Source organism: Kitasatospora sp. NPDC057198, from assembly GCF_042670125.1.
In the GTDB taxonomy this organism is placed as follows: Bacteria; Actinomycetota; Actinomycetes; order Streptomycetales; family Streptomycetaceae; genus Kitasatospora.
Genome location: NZ_JBHUWH010000002.1, coordinates 44,375 through 62,697, shown reverse-complemented (window position 1 = coordinate 62,697; position 18,323 = coordinate 44,375). Strand labels below are relative to the sequence as shown.

The window sequence follows — 18,323 nt, the reverse complement described above, 5'->3', positions numbered from 1 at the left end:
GCCCGTACGGCGTGCTGCTGCCGTACGGGCCGTGCCGTGCAAGGGTGTTGGCGCCGGGTCAGTCGCCGCTGCCGGCCTGGACCGGGATGACCTGGCTGGTCGTGGCCGGGGCCGGTGCGGCGGCCGGTTCGGCCGGGGCCCCGGCGGGGGCGGGGGCGTTCAGCGAGGTGAGCAGCTGGCGGGCCAGGCCGAGGCCGGTGCCGCCCATGGTGAGCGCCTTGGCGAACATCTCGGACATGCCCTCGGCGCCGTTCAGCAGCACCATGTGCTCGACGTTGCCGAAGGCGTCCGCGCCGGCCCGGACGATGGCGGGCCAGTTCTCGGCCAACTGCTGGGCGACGACGGCTTCCTGGTTCTCGGCGAGGGCCGCGGCGCGGGCCTTGATGCCCTCCGCCTCGGCCAGGCCCTGGGCCCGGGTGGCCTCCGCCTCGGCGAGACCCTTGGCGCGGGCCGCCTCGGCCTCGGCGATGCCCTTGGCGGCCTCGGCGGCGGCCTGGGCCTCACCGGTGGCCCGGGTGGCCTCGGCGGCGGCCAGACCGCGGGCCCGGGTGGCCTCGGCCTCGGCGGCCGCGGCGACCTTGACCCGGTTGGCCTCGGCGGCGGTCTTCAGCTCGGTCTCCCGGGACAGCGCCTCGGCGGCGGAGATCCGGGCGTCGCGGTCGGCCTCGGCCTTGGTGCGGGTCTCGTACGCGCGGGCGTCGGCGGGCTTGCGGACGTCGGCCTGGAGCTGCTGCTCCTTGCGGTGCGCCTCCAGTTCGGCGACCTTGGTCTCCTGGACCACGACCTCCTGCCGGGCGGCGGCCTGGGCGAGCGGCCCGGCCTGCATCGCGCGGGCCGCGGCGGTGTCCATCTCGGCCTGGTAACCGGCCTGCTGGATGCCGGAGTTGCGGGTCGCCTCGGCCTTGCGGGCGAACGCCTCCTGCTCGGCCTCGGTGGCCCGGCGGTCGGCCTCGGCGGCCGCGATCCGGGCGTCGCGCTGGACGGCGGCGGCGTGCGGGGCGGCCAGGTTGGTGATGTATCCGGTCGGGTCCAGGATCTCCTGGATCTGCAGCGAGTCGATGATCAGACCGAGCTTCTCCATCTCGATGCCCGAGGCGGAGCGGGTCTCACCGGTGAGCCGCTCGCGGTCGCGGATCATGTCCTCGACGGTCAGCCCGCCGACGATGGAGCGCAGGTGGCCGGCGAACACGTTGTGCACCCGCTGGCCCATCATCTTCTGCTGGTCCAGGAAGCGGCGGGCGGCGTTGGCGATGGACGCCGGGTCGTCGCCGACCTTGAAGATGACCACGCCCTTGACGTGCACCGGAATGCCCTGCGACGTCACGCACTCGACGTCCAGCGCGGCCTCGTTGAGGTCCAGCGACAGCCGCCGGACCACCTGGACGCCGGGCAGCACGAAGGTGCCCCGTCCGGTGACCACGCGGAAGCCGAGGCCCTCGCCGTGCTTGGAACCCGAGATGACCAGTGCCTCGTTCGGCTCGGCGACCCGCCACATGAGCTTGAACAGCACGATCACCAGGACGACGCCCGCGAGGACGCCTCCGACGATGCCGATCAGCATCGCGATCTCCCCCTTCGTGGCACACCGGTCCGTGGCTGCGCAGGTGGTGCAGTTCGTTGGCGCGGAAGCCGGTGGCAGCCGCATTCTCCGCCGGTTTCGGCCGGGGAGGAAGGGGACGGACGAGTGGGAACCCTCACTGGCCGGAAACGGACGCGGCAGGTTTGCGGAACCCTCCTGACGTGCGTTCAGAACGGCTCGACGTACACCGTCCGCGGTGGCTGGTAATCGACCACGACCACCATCGTCCCGGGCTCCAGCGGCTCGCCCGGCACCGCCCGGTAGGCCAGGAACGCCTCGGTGCCCAGCCGCTGCGGGACGTGCACCATCACCTCGCCGACCAGGCCCGCGCCGATCCGCCCCGTCACCCGCCCCACCAGTCCGATCACCCCGGGATTCTCCCCCGCGCGGCGGTGGCCTGAACAGCGCCCGGCACGGGAGGCGCGCTGGACCGGCCGCGCCCGGTGCCCTACGGTGAACGGCGAACGCAGGCGGCGAACGCCCCTGCGCGGAACGGGAGCTCGGAGCACCGGGCTGAGAGGGCGCTGACGGTACGCGGCCCGCGTACCACCGCTGCGTCGACCGCAGGAACCTGACCGGGTAATGCCGGCGTAGGGAGTTGAAGGTCCGCATGACCGCATTCACCGAGCACACCTCTGCCCACGGGCCGTCCGCCCAGGAGCCGTCCGCCACCGGGTACCCGACCCCGGCCTGGCGCAAGGCGTACCGCCAGGGCAGCACCCCCGACCTGCGGGTCCCCTACCGCGAGGTCCACCTCACCGACGGGAGCACCGTCCCGCTGTACGACACCTCCGGGCCGTACACCGACCCGTCCCACACCGCCGACGTCCGGCGCGGACTGCCCGCGCTGCGCGACCCCTGGATCCGGCTGCGCGGGGACGTCGAGGAGTACGAGGGCCGCGAGGCCCGCCCCGAGGACGACGGCATCCGGCACACCGCCCCGCGCGGCGGCGACCTGCGCAACCTGGACGCCGTCTTCCCCGGCCGCCCGCGCCGCCCGCTGCGCGCCCGCGACGGCGTCGCCGTCACCCAACTCGCCTACGCCAAGCGCGGCCTGATCACCCCCGAGATGGAGTTCACGGCCCTGCGGGAGGGCCTGGAACCGGAGTTCGTCCGCGAGCAGGTGGCGCGCGGCCGGGCCGTCATCCCCGTCAACGTGAACCACCCCGAGGTCGAACCCGCCATCATCGGCACCGACTTCCTGGTGAAGATCAACGCCAACATCGGCAACTCCGCCGTCACCTCCTCGATCGAGGAGGAGGTGGAGAAGATGACCTGGGCCACCCGCTGGGGCGCCGACACCGTCATGGACCTCTCCACCGGCCGCAACATCCACACCACCCGCGAGTGGATCCTGCGCAACTCCCCCGTCCCGATCGGCACCGTCCCGCTCTACCAGGCGCTGGAGAAGGTCGACGGCCGCGCCGAGGAACTCAGCTGGGAGGTCTACCGGGACACCGTCGTCGAGCAGTGCGAACAGGGCGTCGACTACATGACCGTGCACGCCGGCGTGCTGCTGCGGTACGTCCCGCTGACCGCCCGCCGCAAGACCGGCATCGTCTCGCGCGGCGGCTCCATCATGGCCGCCTGGTGCCTGGCGCACCACCGGGAGAACTTCCTCTACACGCACTTCGAGGAACTCTGCGACCTGCTGCGCGCCTACGACGTCACCTTCTCGCTCGGCGACGGCCTGCGCCCCGGCTCGATCGCCGACGCCAACGACGAGGCCCAGTTCGCCGAACTCACCACCCTCGGCGAACTCGGCCGGATCGCCCGCGCCAAGGACGTCCAGGTGATGATCGAGGGCCCCGGGCACGTCCCGATGCACAAGATCCGCGAGAACATGGACCTGCAGAAGGAGATCTGCGACGAGGCCCCGTTCTACACCCTCGGCCCGCTGACCACCGACGTCGCGCCCGGCTACGACCACATCACCTCCGGCATCGGCGCCGCGATGATCGCCTGGTGGGGCACCGCGATGCTCTGCTACGTCACCCCCAAGGAACACCTCGGCCTGCCCGACCGCGACGACGTCAAGACCGGCGTCATCACCTACAAGATCGCCGCCCACGCCGCCGACCTCGCCAAGGGCCACCCCGGCGCCCAGGCGTGGGACGACGCCCTCTCCGACGCCCGCTTCGAGTTCCGCTGGGAGGACCAGTTCGACCTGGCCCTCGACCCGGAGACCGCCCGCGCCTTCCACGACCAGACCCTCCCGGCCGAACCCGCCAAGACCGCGCACTTCTGCTCCATGTGCGGGCCCAAGTTCTGCTCCATGAAGATCAGCCGCCAGATCCGCGAGGAGCACGGCGGCGAGGCCGAACAAGCCGAACGGGTCGCGCTCGCCGGCATGGCCGAGAAGTCCGCCGAGTTCGCCGCCCACGGCAACCGGGTCTACCTCCCGCTCGCCGACTGACAACACGGCTCATAGGGCACCGCACCGGGAGGCAGGAGGGGGCTTCCCGGCGCGGTGCTCCGGTTGATGCTGGTGTCGGTTGTGCCTGGTCTACTGTCGGCTGACGAAGGACCGTGTGGGGGAGGAACCCGTGGGCGTGTTGACCGACTACTTTCGCGCAGTCGATGCGGCCTCGGTCGTACGGGTGCTGCAGGGTGCGGACGACCGCCCGCTCGTCGGCGGTGGGAGTCCCCACTTCGACGGGGTCGAGGCCAAGCGCCTGGATCCGGACCTTGTGCTTGGGGAGCTGATCGCCGCCATCCGTCAGGTTCCGTGGGAAGCAGGGCTCGTGGAAGAGAGTCCGGTGTGGCCGACCACCCCGGAGCCTGGACCGGGCGGCCCGCAGGCCGAGGACGACCCCTGGGCCACGGGTCCGTGGGTGGTCGAGCTTGCCGCCTCGGTCCGGGACACGCTGGCAGAGGTGAGCGACGCGGATGTGCCGACGGTCGTCGCCAGGTGGGTGCAGACGGAGGAGCTTCGCCCAGCCAGCGTCGAAGACATGCAGCCGCTGGCCGAAGAGTTGATCCGACTGGCCAGGCGCGCCCGCAGCGCTGGCGAGAAGCTCTATTGCTGGATCTGCCTGTAGGCGCCGGAGAAGCGGGCACTCCTCTCAAGCCCTCCACCCACGAAGCCAATGTGCTGGCTGGGGGCTGAAGTTGTCGTCGATGAAGATCAGCCGCCGGATCCGCGAGGAGCACGGCGGCGAGGCCGAACAGGCCGAACGGGCCGCTCTCGCCGGGATGGCCGAGAAGTCCGCCGAGTTCGCCGCCCGCGGGAACCGGGTCTACCTCCCGCTGGCCGACTGACCCGCGCGGCCGCAGCGCCGCCCGGGAGCTTCCGCTTCCCGGACGGCGGTCCGTCCTTCCGCCCTCCCCGGCATGCAACGCGGCGGCAAGCCCACCGAGAAGGAGGTGGAGCGGGCAGTCACCGCTTACCGGGTGCTTCCCATCGCCAAGCGCGAGACGTTGCCCTTCTGGGACCGCGTCACGAGCGCGCTGCCCGGCGTGCCCGGCACATGCAGGCCGCTCAGGAGTGGGACAACGAGGGCTGGCAGCAGCTCCATGACGCCGAGCAGCGCTCCGCGGGGTGATCCGGTACCTCGCGGACTCCACCGCCGTCCGGCGCCTGGTGCGCGAACAGCACCTGAGCGACGCGTGGGGGGAGGACATCGACCTGCGCGTGATCGGGTCGTGCGCGCCCCAGCGCACCGAGTTCCGGCGTTCCGCCCGCAACCTCGTCCACTACGAGCAGATGGGCGAGATGTTCGCAGACCTGTACCCCGACGTCCCGCTGCCGAAGAACGTATGGGGTTGGATCGAATCCGCCCAGTTCCGGCTCGCCCGGAGCGGTGGAGCCGTCCGGGCGCTGTCCACCGTCGATCTGCTGGTCTGCGCCACCGCGGCCCACCACGGGCTGATCGTCCTGCACGACGACAATGGCTCCACCACCGCTGCCGGGGTGCTGACCGACGTCCTGCAGCGCAACGTCCGCGACGCTCCGCGCCAGCGGTCGGCCGGGACGTGGTGAGGCGGAGCGCGATGGCGGGGACGACCGAGGTGCGGGTGGTGGGGGCGCTGCCCGACCGGGACGCGGCGGAACTGCCGGAGCGGTTCCTGCACCTCGTCGGGGCCGACGGCCTCCCGGGGTGGCCGGACGGCTTCGGGGAGACGCCGGCCCGGGTGGGGCGGGACTGCGCCGGGGAGGCCCTCCTCCGGCCGGAGAGCCGGTCGCTGACGCCCGCGGGCGTCCGGTTCGCGGACTTCGTCCGTGCGGCCAGCCAGGAGCACCCCGCGACGGAGGCGATGCGGGACGCGAGCCCGGCCCTGCTGGCGGACCACCCCTTCGCGGCGAGCCGCACGGTGGAGGCGCGCGGGGCCGGACCGGTGGCCGCGCTCCACTACGCGCTCGGCGCGGCCGCGGCCGCCCTGCTGCCCGGCTGGTTCGGCGACTTCCTGCTGACCGCCGACGAAGTACGGGCCGCCCTCCCGGACGCGGCGCGGGCCCTGGACCTCGACGGCGAGCGGCGCGACCGGGTGCTCGACCGGATCACCGCCTGGACGACCTGCGCAGGTGACGACCCGGACGACCCGGACGACCCGGACGCCCGGTACGCCGCGGCCGGGGAGCTGCTGGACGGCCCGCTCCGGGTGCTGCGCCACGCGGCGGACACGGGCATGGGCGCGTTCGCGTGCACGTACTGGCGCTGAGGCGGGCTACTGCTCCGGGCAAGGCAATTGACTGACCGTCAGATTTCGGCGAGTGCGGCGGCGGCGCGGACGAAGGCGGCGGTGGCGGGGGAGGTGGCGTGCTCGGGCCAGGCGAGGAGCAGGGTGGTCGGGGCGACGTCGGGCAGCGGGACGCCGCACAGGTCGGCGCGGAGCTGCCCGAGGACGGATTCGGGTAGCACGGCGACGGCCTGGCCGAGGGCGACGAGCTGTTGCAGCTGGGCGAGGTCGCGGACCTCGGGGCCGTCCGGGCCCGTCACGGGGGCGCCCTGCCAGCGGACGGTCGGCTCGCCGGCCAGCTCGGCGGGCCGCAGGTGCGGGCGTCCGGCCAGCGGGTGGGAGCGGGGCAGCACGGCCAACCGGCCTTCGGTGCGCAGTGGTTCGGTGTCGAGGCCGGTGAGGTCGTGCGGCGGGGAGTGCAGCAGGGCGAGGTCGGCGGTGCCGTCGTGCAGCAGGCGGACGCGTTCGGCCGGGTCGCACAGCAGGACGTCCACCCGGACCGCGCCCGGCCCGGCGCGGTGCGCGGCCAGCAGGGCGGGCAGCAGGCCGCCGTCCCCGCCGGGCTTCACGGCGAGGACCAGCCGGGGTTCGCTCCGCCCGGCCCGGCGGGTCCGGTGCAAGGCGGCGTCCGCGGCGGCCAGGACGGCGGCGGCCTCGCGGGCGAGCACCCGGCCGGCGTCGGTCAGGGACTGGTCGCGCCCGCCGCGCACCAACAGGGGTGCGCCGATCCGGCGTTCGAGCCGGGCGACGGCGCGGGACAGCGCGGGCTGGGAGACGCCGAGCCGGCGGGCGGCCCGGCCGAAGTGGAGTTCCTCGGCGAGGGCCAGGAAGTGGGCGAGTTCGCGGGTCTCCAGCCGGTCCATGCCGCCACGGTATCGGCCGATGCACAACTCGGCCTGGCTGCCCGCCGGTCGGCGGTGATGGGCTGGGCGCATGACGAACGAGCACAGGATCGCCCTGGTCACCGGGGCCAACCGGGGCATCGGCTACGCGGTCGCCCGCCGATTCGCCGCCCGCGGCCTGACCGTACTGGTCTCCGCGCGAGACCCGGAGCGGGCCGCCGCCGCGGTCGACCGGCTGCGCGCCGACCCCGGTGTTCCGGCGGGCCGGGCCGGCGGGGCACGGCTGTGGCCGCTCACCCTGGACGTCACCGACCGAGCGGGGGTGTCGGCGGCGGCCCGGCAGGTCGACGACCGGTTCGGCCGACTGGACGTGCTGGTCAACAACGCCGGGATCTCCGGCGGCATGGCGGCCCAACTGCCAAGCGCCACCACGGTGGAGACGATGCGCGAAGTGTTCGCCACCAACCTGTTCGGGGTGCTGGCCGTCACCAACGCGCTGCTGCCACTGCTGCGCCGTTCGACGGCGGCCCGGATCGTCAACGTCTCCAGCGCGGTCGGCTCGTTCGCCCGGCAGAGCGACCCCGGCCACTACCTGTCGGGCCAGCCGCCGCTGGCCGCCTACCCGGCCGCCAAGGCCGCGCTGACCATGCTGACCGTGCAGTACGCCCGCGAGCTGCGCTCGGCGGGGATCCTGGTCAACGCGGCGGCCCCGGGCGCCTGCGACACCGGCTTCACCCGGGAGCTCGCCCTCGGGCGCCGGATCACCCGCACCGCCGACCGGGGCGCGGCGGTCGTCGAGCGACTGGCCCTGCTGGGCCCGGACGGGCCCAGCGGCGGGTTCTTCGACGAGGACGGCCCGGTCGACTGGTGACCGGTCGGCCGGTGATCCGTCTCAGGAGGTCGCGCCGACCGGGTGGAGGCCGGCGGGGAGGGCCTGGGTGGCGAGCTGGGCGGCGAGTTCGCCGGCCTGGTCCTTGGTGAAGGAGCCGGTGATGACGGCCTGTCCGCCGGTGATGGCCTCCACGACGAAGGGGTGCGAGAGGACGGTGCCGTCCACCAGGATCGCCAGCTGGTTGGCCGGGTCCTGGAGGGCGGCGACCCGGCCGGTGACGTCGGCGAAGGCCGTGCCGCCGGCCGGGGTGAAGTGCAACTGCACCTGCCAGCCGGCGCCGTTGCTGCCGAGTTCGGCGGTGCTGTCGGCGATGTCGGAGCCCTGGACGGCGACCGGGCCGAGGGCGAACTTCCAGCGGAGGCCGGTCGAGTCGGGGCGGTCGCAGGTCAGGAGCTCGGCGGCGGGCCCGGCCGGGGAGGCCGGGGCGGTGCAGTCCAGGGCGGTCAGGCGGCCCTGCCACTCGGACGGGACGCCCGCCGGGGCGGGGGCGCCGTCGGCCGTCGCGGCCAGCACCGGACGGATCTCCAGCACCGGCCGGTGGGTGAGCGCGGCGAGCCGTTCGGCGACCGGCCCGGCGGTGGTGAGCGTCAGGGTGCCCTCGCCGGTCTTCACCCGGGGGTTCGGCAGGCCGAGCAACTCGGCGCGGTGGCGCAGCTGTTCGGCGGCCCGGGTGAGCGCGTCGGCGTCCAGCGGCCGGTCGGTGGTGAAGACGGTGCTCGTCTCGGGGCCGGCGGCGGTCGGCCCGGTGGACGCCGGAACGGGGGCCGGAACGGGGGCCGGGTCGGGCGGGGCGGTGGACCCGCAGGCGGCTGCGCCGAGGACGCAGGCGAGCAGGAGGGCGGCGGTGCCCGCGGTGCGGCGGGGGTTCGTCATGACGGTCATTCTGGCAGTCGGCCGTCGAACTCGGTGGGCTACACCGGAATTCACGGACTTTGGCGTACTTCCGCCGGTGCCGGTGCCGGTCCGGACGGGGCGGGGCGGAAAAGGATCATTCGTGGACGATCCGAAGATTTGCCGGGCGGCGCGGAATTCTCCGGGAAAAGGGCCGGTCAGGACGTGGCCAAGGGCTGCCCCGGGCCGCCCCGGGCCGCCCCGGGCACGACGCACCGCCCCCGTCGGTCGGGCGCCCGCCGAGGGGCCGGGGCGATCGCCGCGCCGCCCGGCCCGGCGCTGGTAGATCCGTGCGCGGCACCCGCCGATCCCGGGCGATCCGTGCGCCCGGACCTGGTCGGGCCGCGCCGGGGCCAGGATGCCGGGGAACCGTCCGCTCCCCGTCCACCCAGGAGGCGCACCCATGTCGGCCGACGTTCACCCCCCGCTCGACGGACTCCGCAGCGACGCCGCCGCGCTCCACCCCGGACTCGTCGAACTGCGGCGCGCCCTGCACCGCGACCCTGAGATCGGGCTCCACCTCCCCCGCACCCGGGCCCGGATCCTCGACGCCCTCGACGGCCTCCCGCTGGAGATCACCCTCGGCGAGCGGCTCAGCTCCGTCACCGCCGTCCTGCGCGGCGCCCGCCCCGGCCCCGCCGTCCTGCTGCGCGCCGACCTCGACGGCCTGCCCGTGCGGGAGGACACCGGCCTCCCGTACGCCTCCGAGAACCCCGGCGCGATGCACGCCTGCGGCCACGACCTGCACACCGCCGCGCTGGTCGGCGCCGCCCGGCTGCTCGCCGCCCGCCGCGAACAGCTGTCCGGCAGCGTGGTGTTCATGTTCCAGCCCGGCGAGGAGGGCGACGGCGGCGCCGCCCTGATGGTCGAGGACGGCGTCCTGGACGCGGCCGGCGAACGGGTCGCCGCCGCGTACGCCCTGCACGTCGGCGCGGCCCTGCTGCCCGCCGGCTACGTGGCCGGACGACCCGGGCCGATCATGGCGGCCTCCGACACCCTGCGCGTGGTGGTCCGCGGCCGCGGCGGCCACGGCTCCAGCCCGCACCTGGCCGTCGACCCCGTCCCGGCCGCCTGCGAGGCCGTGCTCGCCCTGCAGACCATGGTCACCCGCCGCTTCGACGCCTTCGACCCGGTCGTGCTCACCGTCGGCACCTTCCACGCCGGCACCGCGGAGAACGTCATCCCCGACGAGGCCGCCTTCGGCGCGACCATCCGCTCCTTCTCCCCGGCCGCCCGCGAACTGGTCCTCACCGAGGCCGTCCGGGTGGTCCGCGGCATCGGCGAGGCACACGGCTGCCAGGTCGACGCGGTCGTCGAGCACGGCTACCCGGTCACCGTCAACGACCCCGCCGAGGCCGCGTACGCCGAACGCACCGCCCGCGAACTCCTGGGCGCCGACCACTACTTCGAGATGCCCCGCCCGGTGGCGGGCTCGGAGGACTTCGGCGTCCTGGCCGAACACGTCCCCGCCGCGTACGTCATGTTCGGCGCGTGCCCCGCGGACGCCGACCCGTTCACCGCCCCGTACAACCACTCCGCCGAGGCCCGCTTCGACGACGGCGTACTGGGCGACGCGGCGGCGCTGCTGGCGGCGCTCGCGCTTGGCAGGCTGCGGTAGGAACCAGGGGTTCGGGGAACGGCGAAGAGCACCGACAGGGGCTCGGGGAACGGCGAGGCCCAGGCTGCTGACGGTGCACTGCCGGAGCGCGCATCGGCTTCTGGTTCCGTTTACTGCACGCAGCAGCACGGACACATCGATGGGCTCCGACCGTCAGCAGCACGGACTCGCCGTTCCCCGAGCCCCTGTTGGGGCTTTTGCTGTCAGGGCTCGATTGGGACGTAGCCGGTCCGGCGGCCGTCCGGGGTGAGGAGGTGGCCGACCAGTTTGAGGGTGCGCAGGGTGACGTGGCGGTCGTGGACGCGGATCGCCGGGTGGTGGTGGGCGAGGTCCTGTTCGATCCGGCGCAGGTCGGGGAGTTGCGGGGCGATCAGGTAGAGGGCGAGGTTCGCCGGGCCGACGGTGACGGCGCACATCCGGGTCTGCGGGAGGGCGGTGAGGCGGCGGGCGGCGTCGGGCAGGGCCGCGGGCGGGACGTCGAGCCAGAGCATCGCGCCGACGGGGTGGCCGGTGACCCGGGGGGAGGCGTCGCAGCGCAGCACGGCCCGTCCGGAGTCGCGCAGTTCGGCCAGCCGGCGGCGGACGGTGGTGGCGGGCAGGCCGGTGCGGGCGGAGAGTTCGGCGTAGGGCATCCGGCCGTCCGCGCCGAGGGCCTGGATGAGGGCGAGGTCCTCCTCGACCCGGCGGTCGGCGACCGGCCTGGCCGCGCCGGGCGGGGGCGCGGCGATGGCGCGGCGCTGCTCGGCGTCGAGGGCGCCGTTGGAGAAGCGGCTGCCCTCGACCAGGGTGCGTTCGACCAGGGTGGTGCGGGTGCGCAGGACGCCGGGGACGGTGCCGAGCCGGTCGACCAGGTACGCGGTGAGCGAGGCGTGGTCGTACGCGGCGACGGTGAGCAGCAGGTCGGCGTCACCGGTGACGAGTTCGATGCTGGCGGTCTGCGGGTGCCGGGCGATGCCCGCGGCGACGGCGGTGATCCGGTCGGCGGGGCAGTCGACCTGGACGAGCGCGGTGAGGCCGCGGCCGATCCGGTCGGCGGAGGGGTAGCAGGTGACCCAGGCGTCGCCGTTCGCGGTGAGCCGGGCCCAGCGGCGGGAGAGGGTGGCGGGGTCGACGCCGAGCGGGGCGGCCAGCCGGGACCAGGGGGCTCGCGGGTCGACCCGGAGGGCGTCGACGAGCGCCAGGTCGAGTTCGTCGATCATGGCTGATCCTTGCGCGGGGTCGGCCGCAGGAACGGATTCGTGCGTGGGCGGTGCGGTGCTCTCCAGGTTAGCCATCCTGGCCGCCACCCCCACCCTCCCGCACCCCCACGGAACCGCCGATGACCGTCACCGCCGCCTCCCGTCCCCGTACGGCCGCCGCCTCCGCCGTCGTGCTGCTGGCACTGGTGGAGTTCGCCAGCGGGGTACTGCAGGGAGGCTTCCCGATCCTGCTGCCCCGGCTCGGCGAGCACCTGGACCTGCGGGCCTCCGACCTGAGCCTGGCGCTGGGCGCGGAGTTCCTGGTGTCGGGCGTCGCGGTGCCGCTGACCTCGCGGCTGGGCGACCTGTACGGGCACCGGCGGCTGCTGCGGATCACCGTGCTGCTGACCCTGCTGGGCTTCGTGGTCACCGCGCTGGCGCCCGACCTGCCGGTGCTGCTGGCCGGGCGGGCGCTGGCCGGGTTCCTGGCCTGCTGGCTGCCGCTGGAGTTCGCGATCCTGCGCGACCGGCTCGGCGAGGAGCGCGGCGGACGGGCGGTCGGCCCGCTGGTGGGCTCGCTGACGGTCGGCTCGACGCTGGGCGCGATCGCGGTCGGCGGCCTGGGCGCGGACCCGGCGGCGACCCGTCCGCTGCTGTGGGCGCTGGCGGTGCTGCCGGTGCTGGCGCTGCCGGTGGTGTGGCGGCTCGTCCCGGAGTCGGCGACCCGGGCGGCGGGCCGGATCGACTGGGCGGGGGCGGGGCTGCTCTCGCTGGGCCTGACCCTGCTGCTGTCCGGCCTGGGCGCGAGCGGGGTGCTGCCGGGCGCGGTGACGCTGCCGCTGCTGGCGGCCGGGGCGCTGCTGCTGGCGCTGTTCGTCCGCCAGGAACTGCGCACCGGCACCCCGATGGTGGACGTCCGGCTGCTGGCCCGGCGGGCGACCGCGCCGGTGTTCGGCCTGAGCTTCCTGCTGGGCTGCGCGCTGTACGGCGCGCAGGGGCCGACGCTGGCCTTCGAGGCGGCGAAGCCCGCGGAGACCGGCTACGGGCTGGGCGCGGTGCCGCTGGTGCTGGGCTTGCTGGTGCTGCCGCAGACCGCGGCGGCCACCCTGGGCGCGGTGACGGCGCACCGGCTGACGTCCCGTCACGAGGTCGCCGCCGTCCTGGCCGGCGGCTTCGCGCTGTGCGCCGCGGGCTACGGCCTGATCGCCCTCGGGCACGCCGCGGCCTGGCAGTTCGTGGTCGGCGGCGCGCTCGCGGGCTACGGCGCGGGCCTGGGGCTGAGCCTGCTGCCCGCGCTGCTGATGCGACGCCTCCCGGCCGACCAGACCGGCATCGGCACGGGCGTGTACAACACCCTGAAGTCCCTGGCGGGCGCGGTGGCGGGCGTGGCCGCGGCAGCGGTCCTCGACCACCTGCTGCTGCGCCCGGACACCCCCTCGGAGCACGCCTACACCCTGGTCTGGACGGCCTGCGCCCTGCTGTGCGCCCTGGGCGTGCCGGTGGCACTGGCCCTGCGGCGCGGCCCGGCGGCCTGACGGGTCCCGACCCTCCGGCCCCCCGGCCCTCAGCGTGGGGGAGAGAGCCGGTCGTCGGGAACGGCGGGGCCGTGCTGCTGACGGCCGGAGTCCATCGGAGTGTCCGTGCTGCTGCGCGCCGTAAACGGAACCCGAAGCCGATGCGCGCTCCGGCAGTGAACCTCGCGCAGACCCGGGCTCGCCGTTCCCCGAGCCCCTGGCGGGGCTCTCCCGAGCCCCTGTGCACGCTCTCAGACCTCGTCGGGCCCGGTGAAGTCGGGGGAGGAGTAGCCGGGGCCGGTGAATTCCGTGGAGCGTTCGCGGGGGCGGCCCTGGTCGTCGGTGAGGCCCTCGACGCCGGGGCTGCTGAAGCCGGGGGAGGAGTAGGCGGCGCGGCTGTAGCCGGGGCTGTGCAGGTCGGGCGGGGCCGGCCGGGTGTGCGGGAGCGGGGCGATGACGGGGGTGGCGGCCAGGTTGGCGTGCAGCCAGGGCAGCAGGGCGCGTTCGCGCAGCGCCTCGCGCCAGGCGTCGCGGGCCTCGGCGAGGTCGGCGTGCTGCTGGGGGTCGGCGTGGCCGGGGCCGGTGGAGGCGTCGCGCAGGGCGGTGAGGACGAGTCCGGCGCCGCCGACCAGGAGGGCCGCGGCGGCGATGGCGAGGGCGACGATCCCGGCGGTGACGGTGGAGCGGCCGAGGGTGAGCGAGGGCGCGGTGGCGCGCAGCAGCCAGCCGATCAGGAGCAGGACGAGTCCGGCGGCCCCGGCCAGGACGGGGGTGAGCACGGTGAGGACGGGGAACAGTCCGGCGCCGGCGGGCGGTGCGGTGCCGGGGTGTTCGGCGAGCGCGGTGCGCAGGGCCAGGTAGTGGGCGTACTCGGGGGCGGCGGGTGCGGCGACGGTGTCGGCGTCGGCGAGTGCCTTGGTGTGCAGTTGTTCGGCGGTGAGGTGGTCGCCCGGTTCGGCGAGGGCCTGTCGGACGCCGGTGTCGCGCAGCGTTTCGTCGAGCAGCCGCGCGAAGTCGGCGCGGTCCTCGGCGAGCAGGCGCGGGGGGTTGCTCATGGGTACCCCGTTCCGCGAGGTCGACGGAGGTCAGTGGCCTCGATGGTAGGGGCGCGCGGGAGCGGGCCGACAGCCTCTTTCCGGAACTTCCGGTCGCTCAGTTCCCTTGCGTGTCCGTGCAGTTGCCGGTCAGGTGTTCAGTCGCGGGGCGGGTCGGCGGGTGTCAGTTCAGTGGCAGCCGGGCGACCAGCAGGCGTCCGTCCATGGTGACGCCGCCGTCCATCGCGATGGCGAGCTCGTCGGCGTAGATGTAGGGGCCGGGGACGTTCGGCGGGGTGCCGTCCTCGGGCTGGTCGCCGGTGAGGTAGGGGATCGGGCTGTGGCCGTGGACGACCCGGTAGCCGCCGAAGACGGCGAGCAGTTCCTGGGCGGCCATGGTGCCGGCCTGGCCGCGGAAGGCGAAGCGCTTGGTGAACTTGCGGAAGGCGTCCCACCACTCGTCGATGCCCTCGTCGGCGAGCAGGGCGTGCACGGCGTCGTTGACGTCGGCGATGGTCTCGCCGTACTCCAGGTACGCGGTGGTGTCGGAGTGCAGCAGCAGGTGGCCGTCCTCCAGGGCCATCGCGGGCAGCCGGGACAGCCAGCTGATGTGGTGCGGCTGCAGGCGTTCCAGGTCGTGCTGCTGGCCGCCGTTGAGGCGCCAGGCGGCGAGGAAGGAGGCGGTGCCGGCGGTGGACTGGACGGCCTCGTCGCCGTAGCGGGAGGCGCCCAGGAAGAGCAGTTCGTGGTTGCCCATCAGGGCCCGGCAGTAGCCGCCGGCCGCGGCGGCCTCGGCGGCCAGCTGCATGACCAGGTCGATGACGCCGATGCCGTCGGGGCCGCGGTCGGTGAAGTCGCCGAGGAACCAGACCCGGGAGCGGCCGGCCGACCAGTGGCCCTCGGTGTCGATCAGGCCCTGCTGGTGGAGGGCGGCGAGCAGTTCGTCGAGGTAGCCGTGGACGTCGCCGATGACGAACAGCGGTCCGGGGCCCTCGCCGGGTTCGGGCTGCGGGTAGGGGAAGTGCACCTCGACGGGCGGGGTGTCGATCGGCGGGCCGAGCTCGATGGTCGGCGGGTCCTCGTGCGGGGCCCGCCCGGTGGGCGCGTAGTGGCCGGGCACGGGGGGCGCGTCGGCGCCGAACTGGCTTGCGGGGGCCCAGTGCTGCTCCAGGTAGCGGGCGCCGCCGAAGGTGCTGTGCGTCTCCTCGTACGGGTAGCCGGCGGGTTCGGCCGGTTCGAAGTAGGAGCCTTGCGGGAGCACGTCGAGGTCCTGGCGGGGGCGGGGGCCCGAGTGCGGGTGCTCGGGTTCGCGGAAGAGGTCCTCGGGTGTCATTCGCCCATCATAGGAAGCGCACTCTCCCGTCGTCCTCACCTGGTCGGTATCCGGTTTCTGTCGACCCGCCCGGACCGGCCCGAGCCCGACCGCCCGGCTGTCCGGTGTGTCCCGTTGTGTGACGGTTCGGAGCGGTCGGCGGCCGGCTCTCGGAGGCAGGCTCCCGGAGGTCGACTCCCGGCGGCCGGCTCCCGCCGGGCGGCTAGCTCTCGCCCGGCGGCCGGGGCGGGCTGACGGTGGTGCGCGGGGCGCGGGGCTGCGAGGAGGCCCGGACGATCAGTTCGGTGGGCATCAGGGTGCCGGGCGGCGGGCCGGTGCCGGCGGTGCGGTAGCGCGGCGGGAAGAGCCGGCCGGGGGCGGTGCCGGTGCCGGCGTCGACTCCTTCGATCGCGTCGATCAGCAGGTTGACCACGGTGGTGCCGATCCGACGGGGTTTCAGGGAGAGGGTGGTGATGGGGGGTTCGGTGTTGGCGTACACGTCGGACTCGCTGCAGCACACCAGCAGCAGGTCGTCCGGGACGCGCAGCCCGTAGCGGCGGGCGGCGGCCAGCAGGTCGGTGCCGTTCGGGTCGAACAGGCCGTACACCGCGTCCGGGCGGTCCGGGCGGGCCAGCAGCCGGTCGGCGGCGACCGCCCCGGCGGCCGGGTCGTGCGCCGGGTACGCCTCGTACACCGGCTCCTGGCCGACCCGGTCGCACCAGGCGAGGTACGCCTCGGTGGAGAGCCGGGTGTAGGTGTCGGTGGAGGTGCCGGTGAGCAGGCCGATCCGGCGGGCGCCGGCCTCGCTCAGGTGCTCCAGGATGTTCAGCACGGCGGCCTCGTGGTCGTTGTCGACCCAGGCGGTGACCGGGCAGTTGCCCGGCTTGCCGTCGGAGACCACCGGCACCCCGGACCGGTACAGCTCGGTGACCAGCGGGTCCTGGTCGGGCGGGTCGATCACCACCGTGCCGTCCAGCGCGATGTTGCTCCACACGTCGTGCCGGGAGGAGGCGGGCAGCACCACCAGGGCGTAGCCGCGGCCGAGCGCGGCGCTGGTGGCGGCTCGGGCCATTTCGGCGAAGTAGGCGAACTCGGTGAAGGTGAACGGCTCTTCGCCGTACGTGGTGACGGTCAGGCCGATCAGCCCGGACCGCCCGGTGCGCAGGGTGCGGGCGGCCGCGGACGGCCGGTACCCGAGGCGCTCGGCGACCTCGCGGACCCGGCTGCGGGTCTCGTCCGGGAGGCGGCCCTTGCCGTTCAGGGCGTCCGAGACGGTGGTGATGGACACGCCGGCGGCCGCCGCGACGTCCCGGATGCCGGCCCGCTCCAGGCGCCGGGACGCGGTGGCCCGTCGACCGTTCTGGTTGGCTGCTGCTGTCATGGCGGACCGATCGTATGGTGCGTGGCGGCGGTCCGTGACCGGTTCGCTACAGAAGGTCGAAGATACGTTTCTCCATGAACACCTTGGCCGGGTGCCCTTCGACTGCGGCGGTTTTCCGGCCCGGATACCTCTGACATGTGCCAAAGGAACCCGGCAGAATGGCCGAACTGCACCCGTAACCCGGACGAGCATCTCACCCGCACGGGTGAGGGCGGTCGGTATCGTTCACCGCACCCGACCGGGGGCGGAACGACGCCACCGTCGAGGAACGAGAAACGGAGAACCCCGTGGTTCAGCGCGAACACGGCCCCCGCCTGCGGCCCAGCCTGGACGGCATCCCCAGCTACAAGCCCGGCAAGCCGGCCGGGGCCGACGCCTTCAAGCTGTCCTCCAACGAGAACCCCTACCCGCCGCTGCCCGGCGTGCTGGAAGCCGCGATCGCCGCCGCGGGCGACTTCAACCGCTACCCCGACATGGCGGTCAGCGCCCTGGTCACCGAGCTCGCCGAGCACTTCGGCGTCCCCGCCGAGCACGTCGCCACCGGCACCGGCTCGGTCGGCGTCGCCCAGTCCCTGGTGCTCTCCGCGGCCGGCCCCGGCGACGAGGTGGTCTTCGCCTGGCGCTCCTTCGAGGCGTACCCGATCATCACCCAGGTCGCCGGCGCCACCCCGGTGCCCGTCCCGCTGACCGCCGACGAGGCCCACGACCTCGACGCCATGCTCGCCGCGATCACCGACCGCACCCGGCTGGTCTTCGTCTGCAACCCCAACAACCCGACCGGCGCGGCCATCCACCGCGAGGAGCTGGTCCGCTTCCTGGACGCCGTCCCGGCCGACGTCCTGGTCGTCCTGGACGAGGCGTACCGCGAGTTCATCCGCGACGCCGACGTCCCCGACGGCATCGAGCTCTACCGCGACCGCCCCAACGTCTGCGTGCTGCGCACCTTCTCCAAGGCGTACGGCCTGGCCGGCCTGCGGGTCGGCTTCGCGGTCGCCCACGAGCCGGTCGCCGACGCGCTGCGCAAGACCGCCGTCCCGTTCGGCGTCAGCCAGCTCGCCCAGGACGCCGCGGTCGCCTCGCTGCGCGCCGAGCAGGCCCTGCTGGAGCGGGTCGAGGCGCTGGTCGCCGAGCGCACCCGGGTCACCGCCGCCCTGCGCGCCCAGGGCTGGACGGTCGTCGACTCCGAGGCCAACTTCGTCTGGCTGCGGCTCGGCGGGCGCACCCTCGACTTCGCCGCCGCCTGCGCCGAGGCCGGCGTGGTGGTCCGCCCGTTCGCCGGCGACGGCGTCCGGGTCTCGATCGGCGAGGTCAAGGGCAACGACCTGTTCCTGGCGGCGGCCGAGGCGTTCCGCAAGGAGCTCTGACCCGGCACCGGGAAGGGCCGGGGCGGGCGGGCCGGATT

Annotated in this window: 17 protein-coding genes and 1 riboswitch; of the genes, 9 read left to right on the top strand and 8 right to left on the bottom strand. The window is 74.5% G+C overall.

What is annotated here, in order from left to right; translation table 11 throughout:
• Nucleotides 1-58: 58 nt before the first annotated feature.
• Nucleotides 59-1,561: a flotillin family protein gene (locus ACFUEL_RS00585; RefSeq protein WP_380233661.1), complete on the bottom strand. Its 1,503-nt coding sequence runs from the start codon at nucleotides 1,559-1,561 to the stop codon at nucleotides 59-61.
• A gap of 185 nt (nucleotides 1,562-1,746) precedes the next feature.
• Nucleotides 1,747-1,947: a hypothetical protein gene (locus tag ACFUEL_RS00580; protein ID WP_380233660.1), complete on the bottom strand. Its 201-nt coding sequence runs from the start codon at nucleotides 1,945-1,947 to the stop codon at nucleotides 1,747-1,749.
• A 114-nt stretch (nucleotides 1,948-2,061) separates the two neighbouring features.
• Nucleotides 2,062-2,193: riboswitch (TPP riboswitch) on the top strand.
• On the opposite strand from ACFUEL_RS00580, the gene thiC reads away from it, so the two are divergent.
• From thiC to ACFUEL_RS00555, 5 genes are all read left to right on the top strand, one after another.
• Nucleotides 2,190-3,995, top strand: a complete 1,806-nt coding sequence (gene thiC / locus ACFUEL_RS00575) for a phosphomethylpyrimidine synthase ThiC (RefSeq protein WP_380233659.1) — start codon at nucleotides 2,190-2,192, stop codon at nucleotides 3,993-3,995. Its footprint overlaps the riboswitch before it by 4 nt.
• A 136-nt stretch (nucleotides 3,996-4,131) precedes the next feature.
• The gene (locus ACFUEL_RS00570; RefSeq protein ID WP_380233658.1) at nucleotides 4,132-4,620 is read left to right on the top strand and encodes a hypothetical protein; all 489 of its coding nucleotides are present in this window, start codon (nucleotides 4,132-4,134) and stop codon (nucleotides 4,618-4,620) included.
• A 79-nt stretch (nucleotides 4,621-4,699) separates the two neighbouring features.
• A complete protein-coding gene (locus ACFUEL_RS00565) occupies nucleotides 4,700-4,840 on the top strand; it encodes a hypothetical protein (protein WP_380233657.1) in 141 nt (46 codons plus the stop codon).
• A 280-nt stretch (nucleotides 4,841-5,120) separates the two neighbouring features.
• On the top strand, nucleotides 5,121-5,561 hold the full coding sequence (locus ACFUEL_RS00560; protein ID WP_380233656.1) for a VapC toxin family PIN domain ribonuclease: 441 nt from the start codon (nucleotides 5,121-5,123) through the stop codon (nucleotides 5,559-5,561).
• A gap of 11 nt (nucleotides 5,562-5,572) precedes the next feature.
• Nucleotides 5,573-6,241: a hypothetical protein gene (locus tag ACFUEL_RS00555; RefSeq protein WP_380233655.1), complete on the top strand. Its 669-nt coding sequence runs from the start codon at nucleotides 5,573-5,575 to the stop codon at nucleotides 6,239-6,241.
• A gap of 38 nt (nucleotides 6,242-6,279) precedes the next feature.
• On the opposite strand, the gene ACFUEL_RS00550 is transcribed toward ACFUEL_RS00555, so the two are convergent.
• Complete coding sequence (locus tag ACFUEL_RS00550; RefSeq protein WP_380233663.1) at nucleotides 6,280-7,113, bottom strand: LysR family transcriptional regulator; 834 nt, start codon at nucleotides 7,111-7,113, stop codon at nucleotides 6,280-6,282.
• 79 nt (nucleotides 7,114-7,192) lie between these two features.
• Here ACFUEL_RS00550 and ACFUEL_RS00545 point away from each other — a divergent pair, with 79 nt between their 5' ends.
• Nucleotides 7,193-7,972: an SDR family NAD(P)-dependent oxidoreductase gene (locus ACFUEL_RS00545; RefSeq protein ID WP_380233654.1), complete on the top strand. Its 780-nt coding sequence runs from the start codon at nucleotides 7,193-7,195 to the stop codon at nucleotides 7,970-7,972.
• 21 nt (nucleotides 7,973-7,993) lie between these two features.
• On the opposite strand, the gene ACFUEL_RS00540 is transcribed toward ACFUEL_RS00545, so the two are convergent.
• On the bottom strand, nucleotides 7,994-8,866 hold the full coding sequence (locus ACFUEL_RS00540; protein ID WP_380233653.1) for a hypothetical protein: 873 nt from the start codon (nucleotides 8,864-8,866) through the stop codon (nucleotides 7,994-7,996).
• Nucleotides 8,867-9,287: 421 nt separating this feature from the next.
• Here ACFUEL_RS00540 and ACFUEL_RS00535 point away from each other — a divergent pair, with 421 nt between their 5' ends.
• Entirely contained in the window at nucleotides 9,288-10,502 is a 1,215-nt protein-coding gene (locus ACFUEL_RS00535; protein ID WP_380233652.1) for a M20 family metallopeptidase, read from the top strand.
• 203 nt (nucleotides 10,503-10,705) lie between these two features.
• Here ACFUEL_RS00535 and ACFUEL_RS00530 read toward each other — a convergent pair whose 3' ends face one another.
• Nucleotides 10,706-11,701: an Lrp/AsnC family transcriptional regulator gene (locus tag ACFUEL_RS00530; RefSeq protein WP_380233651.1), complete on the bottom strand. Its 996-nt coding sequence runs from the start codon at nucleotides 11,699-11,701 to the stop codon at nucleotides 10,706-10,708.
• Between the two features lie 119 nt (nucleotides 11,702-11,820).
• Between ACFUEL_RS00530 and ACFUEL_RS00525 the strand changes: the two genes are divergently transcribed.
• The gene (locus ACFUEL_RS00525; RefSeq protein WP_380233650.1) at nucleotides 11,821-13,215 is read left to right on the top strand and encodes an MFS transporter; all 1,395 of its coding nucleotides are present in this window, start codon (nucleotides 11,821-11,823) and stop codon (nucleotides 13,213-13,215) included.
• Nucleotides 13,216-13,445: 230 nt separating this feature from the next.
• On the opposite strand, the gene ACFUEL_RS00520 is transcribed toward ACFUEL_RS00525, so the two are convergent.
• The 3 genes from ACFUEL_RS00520 to ACFUEL_RS00510 all read right to left on the bottom strand — a co-directional run bounded on the left by ACFUEL_RS00520 (nucleotide 13,446) and on the right by ACFUEL_RS00510 (nucleotide 16,921).
• Nucleotides 13,446-14,249 carry a hypothetical protein gene (locus ACFUEL_RS00520; protein WP_380233649.1) on the bottom strand — a complete coding sequence of 268 codons (804 nt, stop codon included), beginning with the start codon at nucleotides 14,247-14,249 and terminating at the stop codon, nucleotides 13,446-13,448.
• A 163-nt stretch (nucleotides 14,250-14,412) separates the two neighbouring features.
• Entirely contained in the window at nucleotides 14,413-15,561 is a 1,149-nt protein-coding gene (locus ACFUEL_RS00515) for a metallophosphoesterase (protein WP_380233648.1), read from the bottom strand.
• 202 nt (nucleotides 15,562-15,763) lie between these two features.
• Nucleotides 15,764-16,921 carry a LacI family DNA-binding transcriptional regulator gene (locus ACFUEL_RS00510; RefSeq protein ID WP_380233647.1) on the bottom strand — a complete coding sequence of 386 codons (1,158 nt, stop codon included), beginning with the start codon at nucleotides 16,919-16,921 and terminating at the stop codon, nucleotides 15,764-15,766.
• A gap of 287 nt (nucleotides 16,922-17,208) precedes the next feature.
• On the opposite strand from ACFUEL_RS00510, the gene hisC reads away from it, so the two are divergent.
• Nucleotides 17,209-18,285: a histidinol-phosphate transaminase gene (gene hisC, locus ACFUEL_RS00505; RefSeq protein WP_380233646.1), complete on the top strand. Its 1,077-nt coding sequence runs from the start codon at nucleotides 17,209-17,211 to the stop codon at nucleotides 18,283-18,285.
• Nucleotides 18,286-18,323: the final 38 nt, after the last annotated feature.

What these genes read in the sequence shown, in the direction of transcription:
- ACFUEL_RS00535 (WP_380233652.1), top strand. Translation starts at nt 9,288, where the DNA reads ATGTCGGCCGACGTTCACCCCCCGCTCGACGGACTCCGCAGCGACGCC.
- ACFUEL_RS00585 (WP_380233661.1), bottom strand. Translation starts at nt 1,561, where the DNA reads ATGCTGATCGGCATCGTCGGAGGCGTCCTCGCGGGCGTCGTCCTGGTG.
- ACFUEL_RS00525 (WP_380233650.1), top strand. Translation starts at nt 11,821, where the DNA reads ATGACCGTCACCGCCGCCTCCCGTCCCCGTACGGCCGCCGCCTCCGCC.
- ACFUEL_RS00520 (WP_380233649.1), bottom strand. Translation starts at nt 14,249, where the DNA reads ATGAGCAACCCCCCGCGCCTGCTCGCCGAGGACCGCGCCGACTTCGCG.
- ACFUEL_RS00515 (WP_380233648.1), bottom strand. Translation starts at nt 15,561, where the DNA reads ATGACACCCGAGGACCTCTTCCGCGAACCCGAGCACCCGCACTCGGGC.
- ACFUEL_RS00565 (WP_380233657.1), top strand. Translation starts at nt 4,700, where the DNA reads ATGAAGATCAGCCGCCGGATCCGCGAGGAGCACGGCGGCGAGGCCGAA.
- ACFUEL_RS00545 (WP_380233654.1), top strand. Translation starts at nt 7,193, where the DNA reads ATGACGAACGAGCACAGGATCGCCCTGGTCACCGGGGCCAACCGGGGC.
- ACFUEL_RS00555 (WP_380233655.1), top strand. Translation starts at nt 5,573, where the DNA reads ATGGCGGGGACGACCGAGGTGCGGGTGGTGGGGGCGCTGCCCGACCGG.
- thiC (WP_380233659.1), top strand. Translation starts at nt 2,190, where the DNA reads ATGACCGCATTCACCGAGCACACCTCTGCCCACGGGCCGTCCGCCCAG.
- ACFUEL_RS00540 (WP_380233653.1), bottom strand. Translation starts at nt 8,866, where the DNA reads ATGACGAACCCCCGCCGCACCGCGGGCACCGCCGCCCTCCTGCTCGCC.
- ACFUEL_RS00530 (WP_380233651.1), bottom strand. Translation starts at nt 11,701, where the DNA reads ATGATCGACGAACTCGACCTGGCGCTCGTCGACGCCCTCCGGGTCGAC.
- ACFUEL_RS00510 (WP_380233647.1), bottom strand. Translation starts at nt 16,921, where the DNA reads ATGACAGCAGCAGCCAACCAGAACGGTCGACGGGCCACCGCGTCCCGG.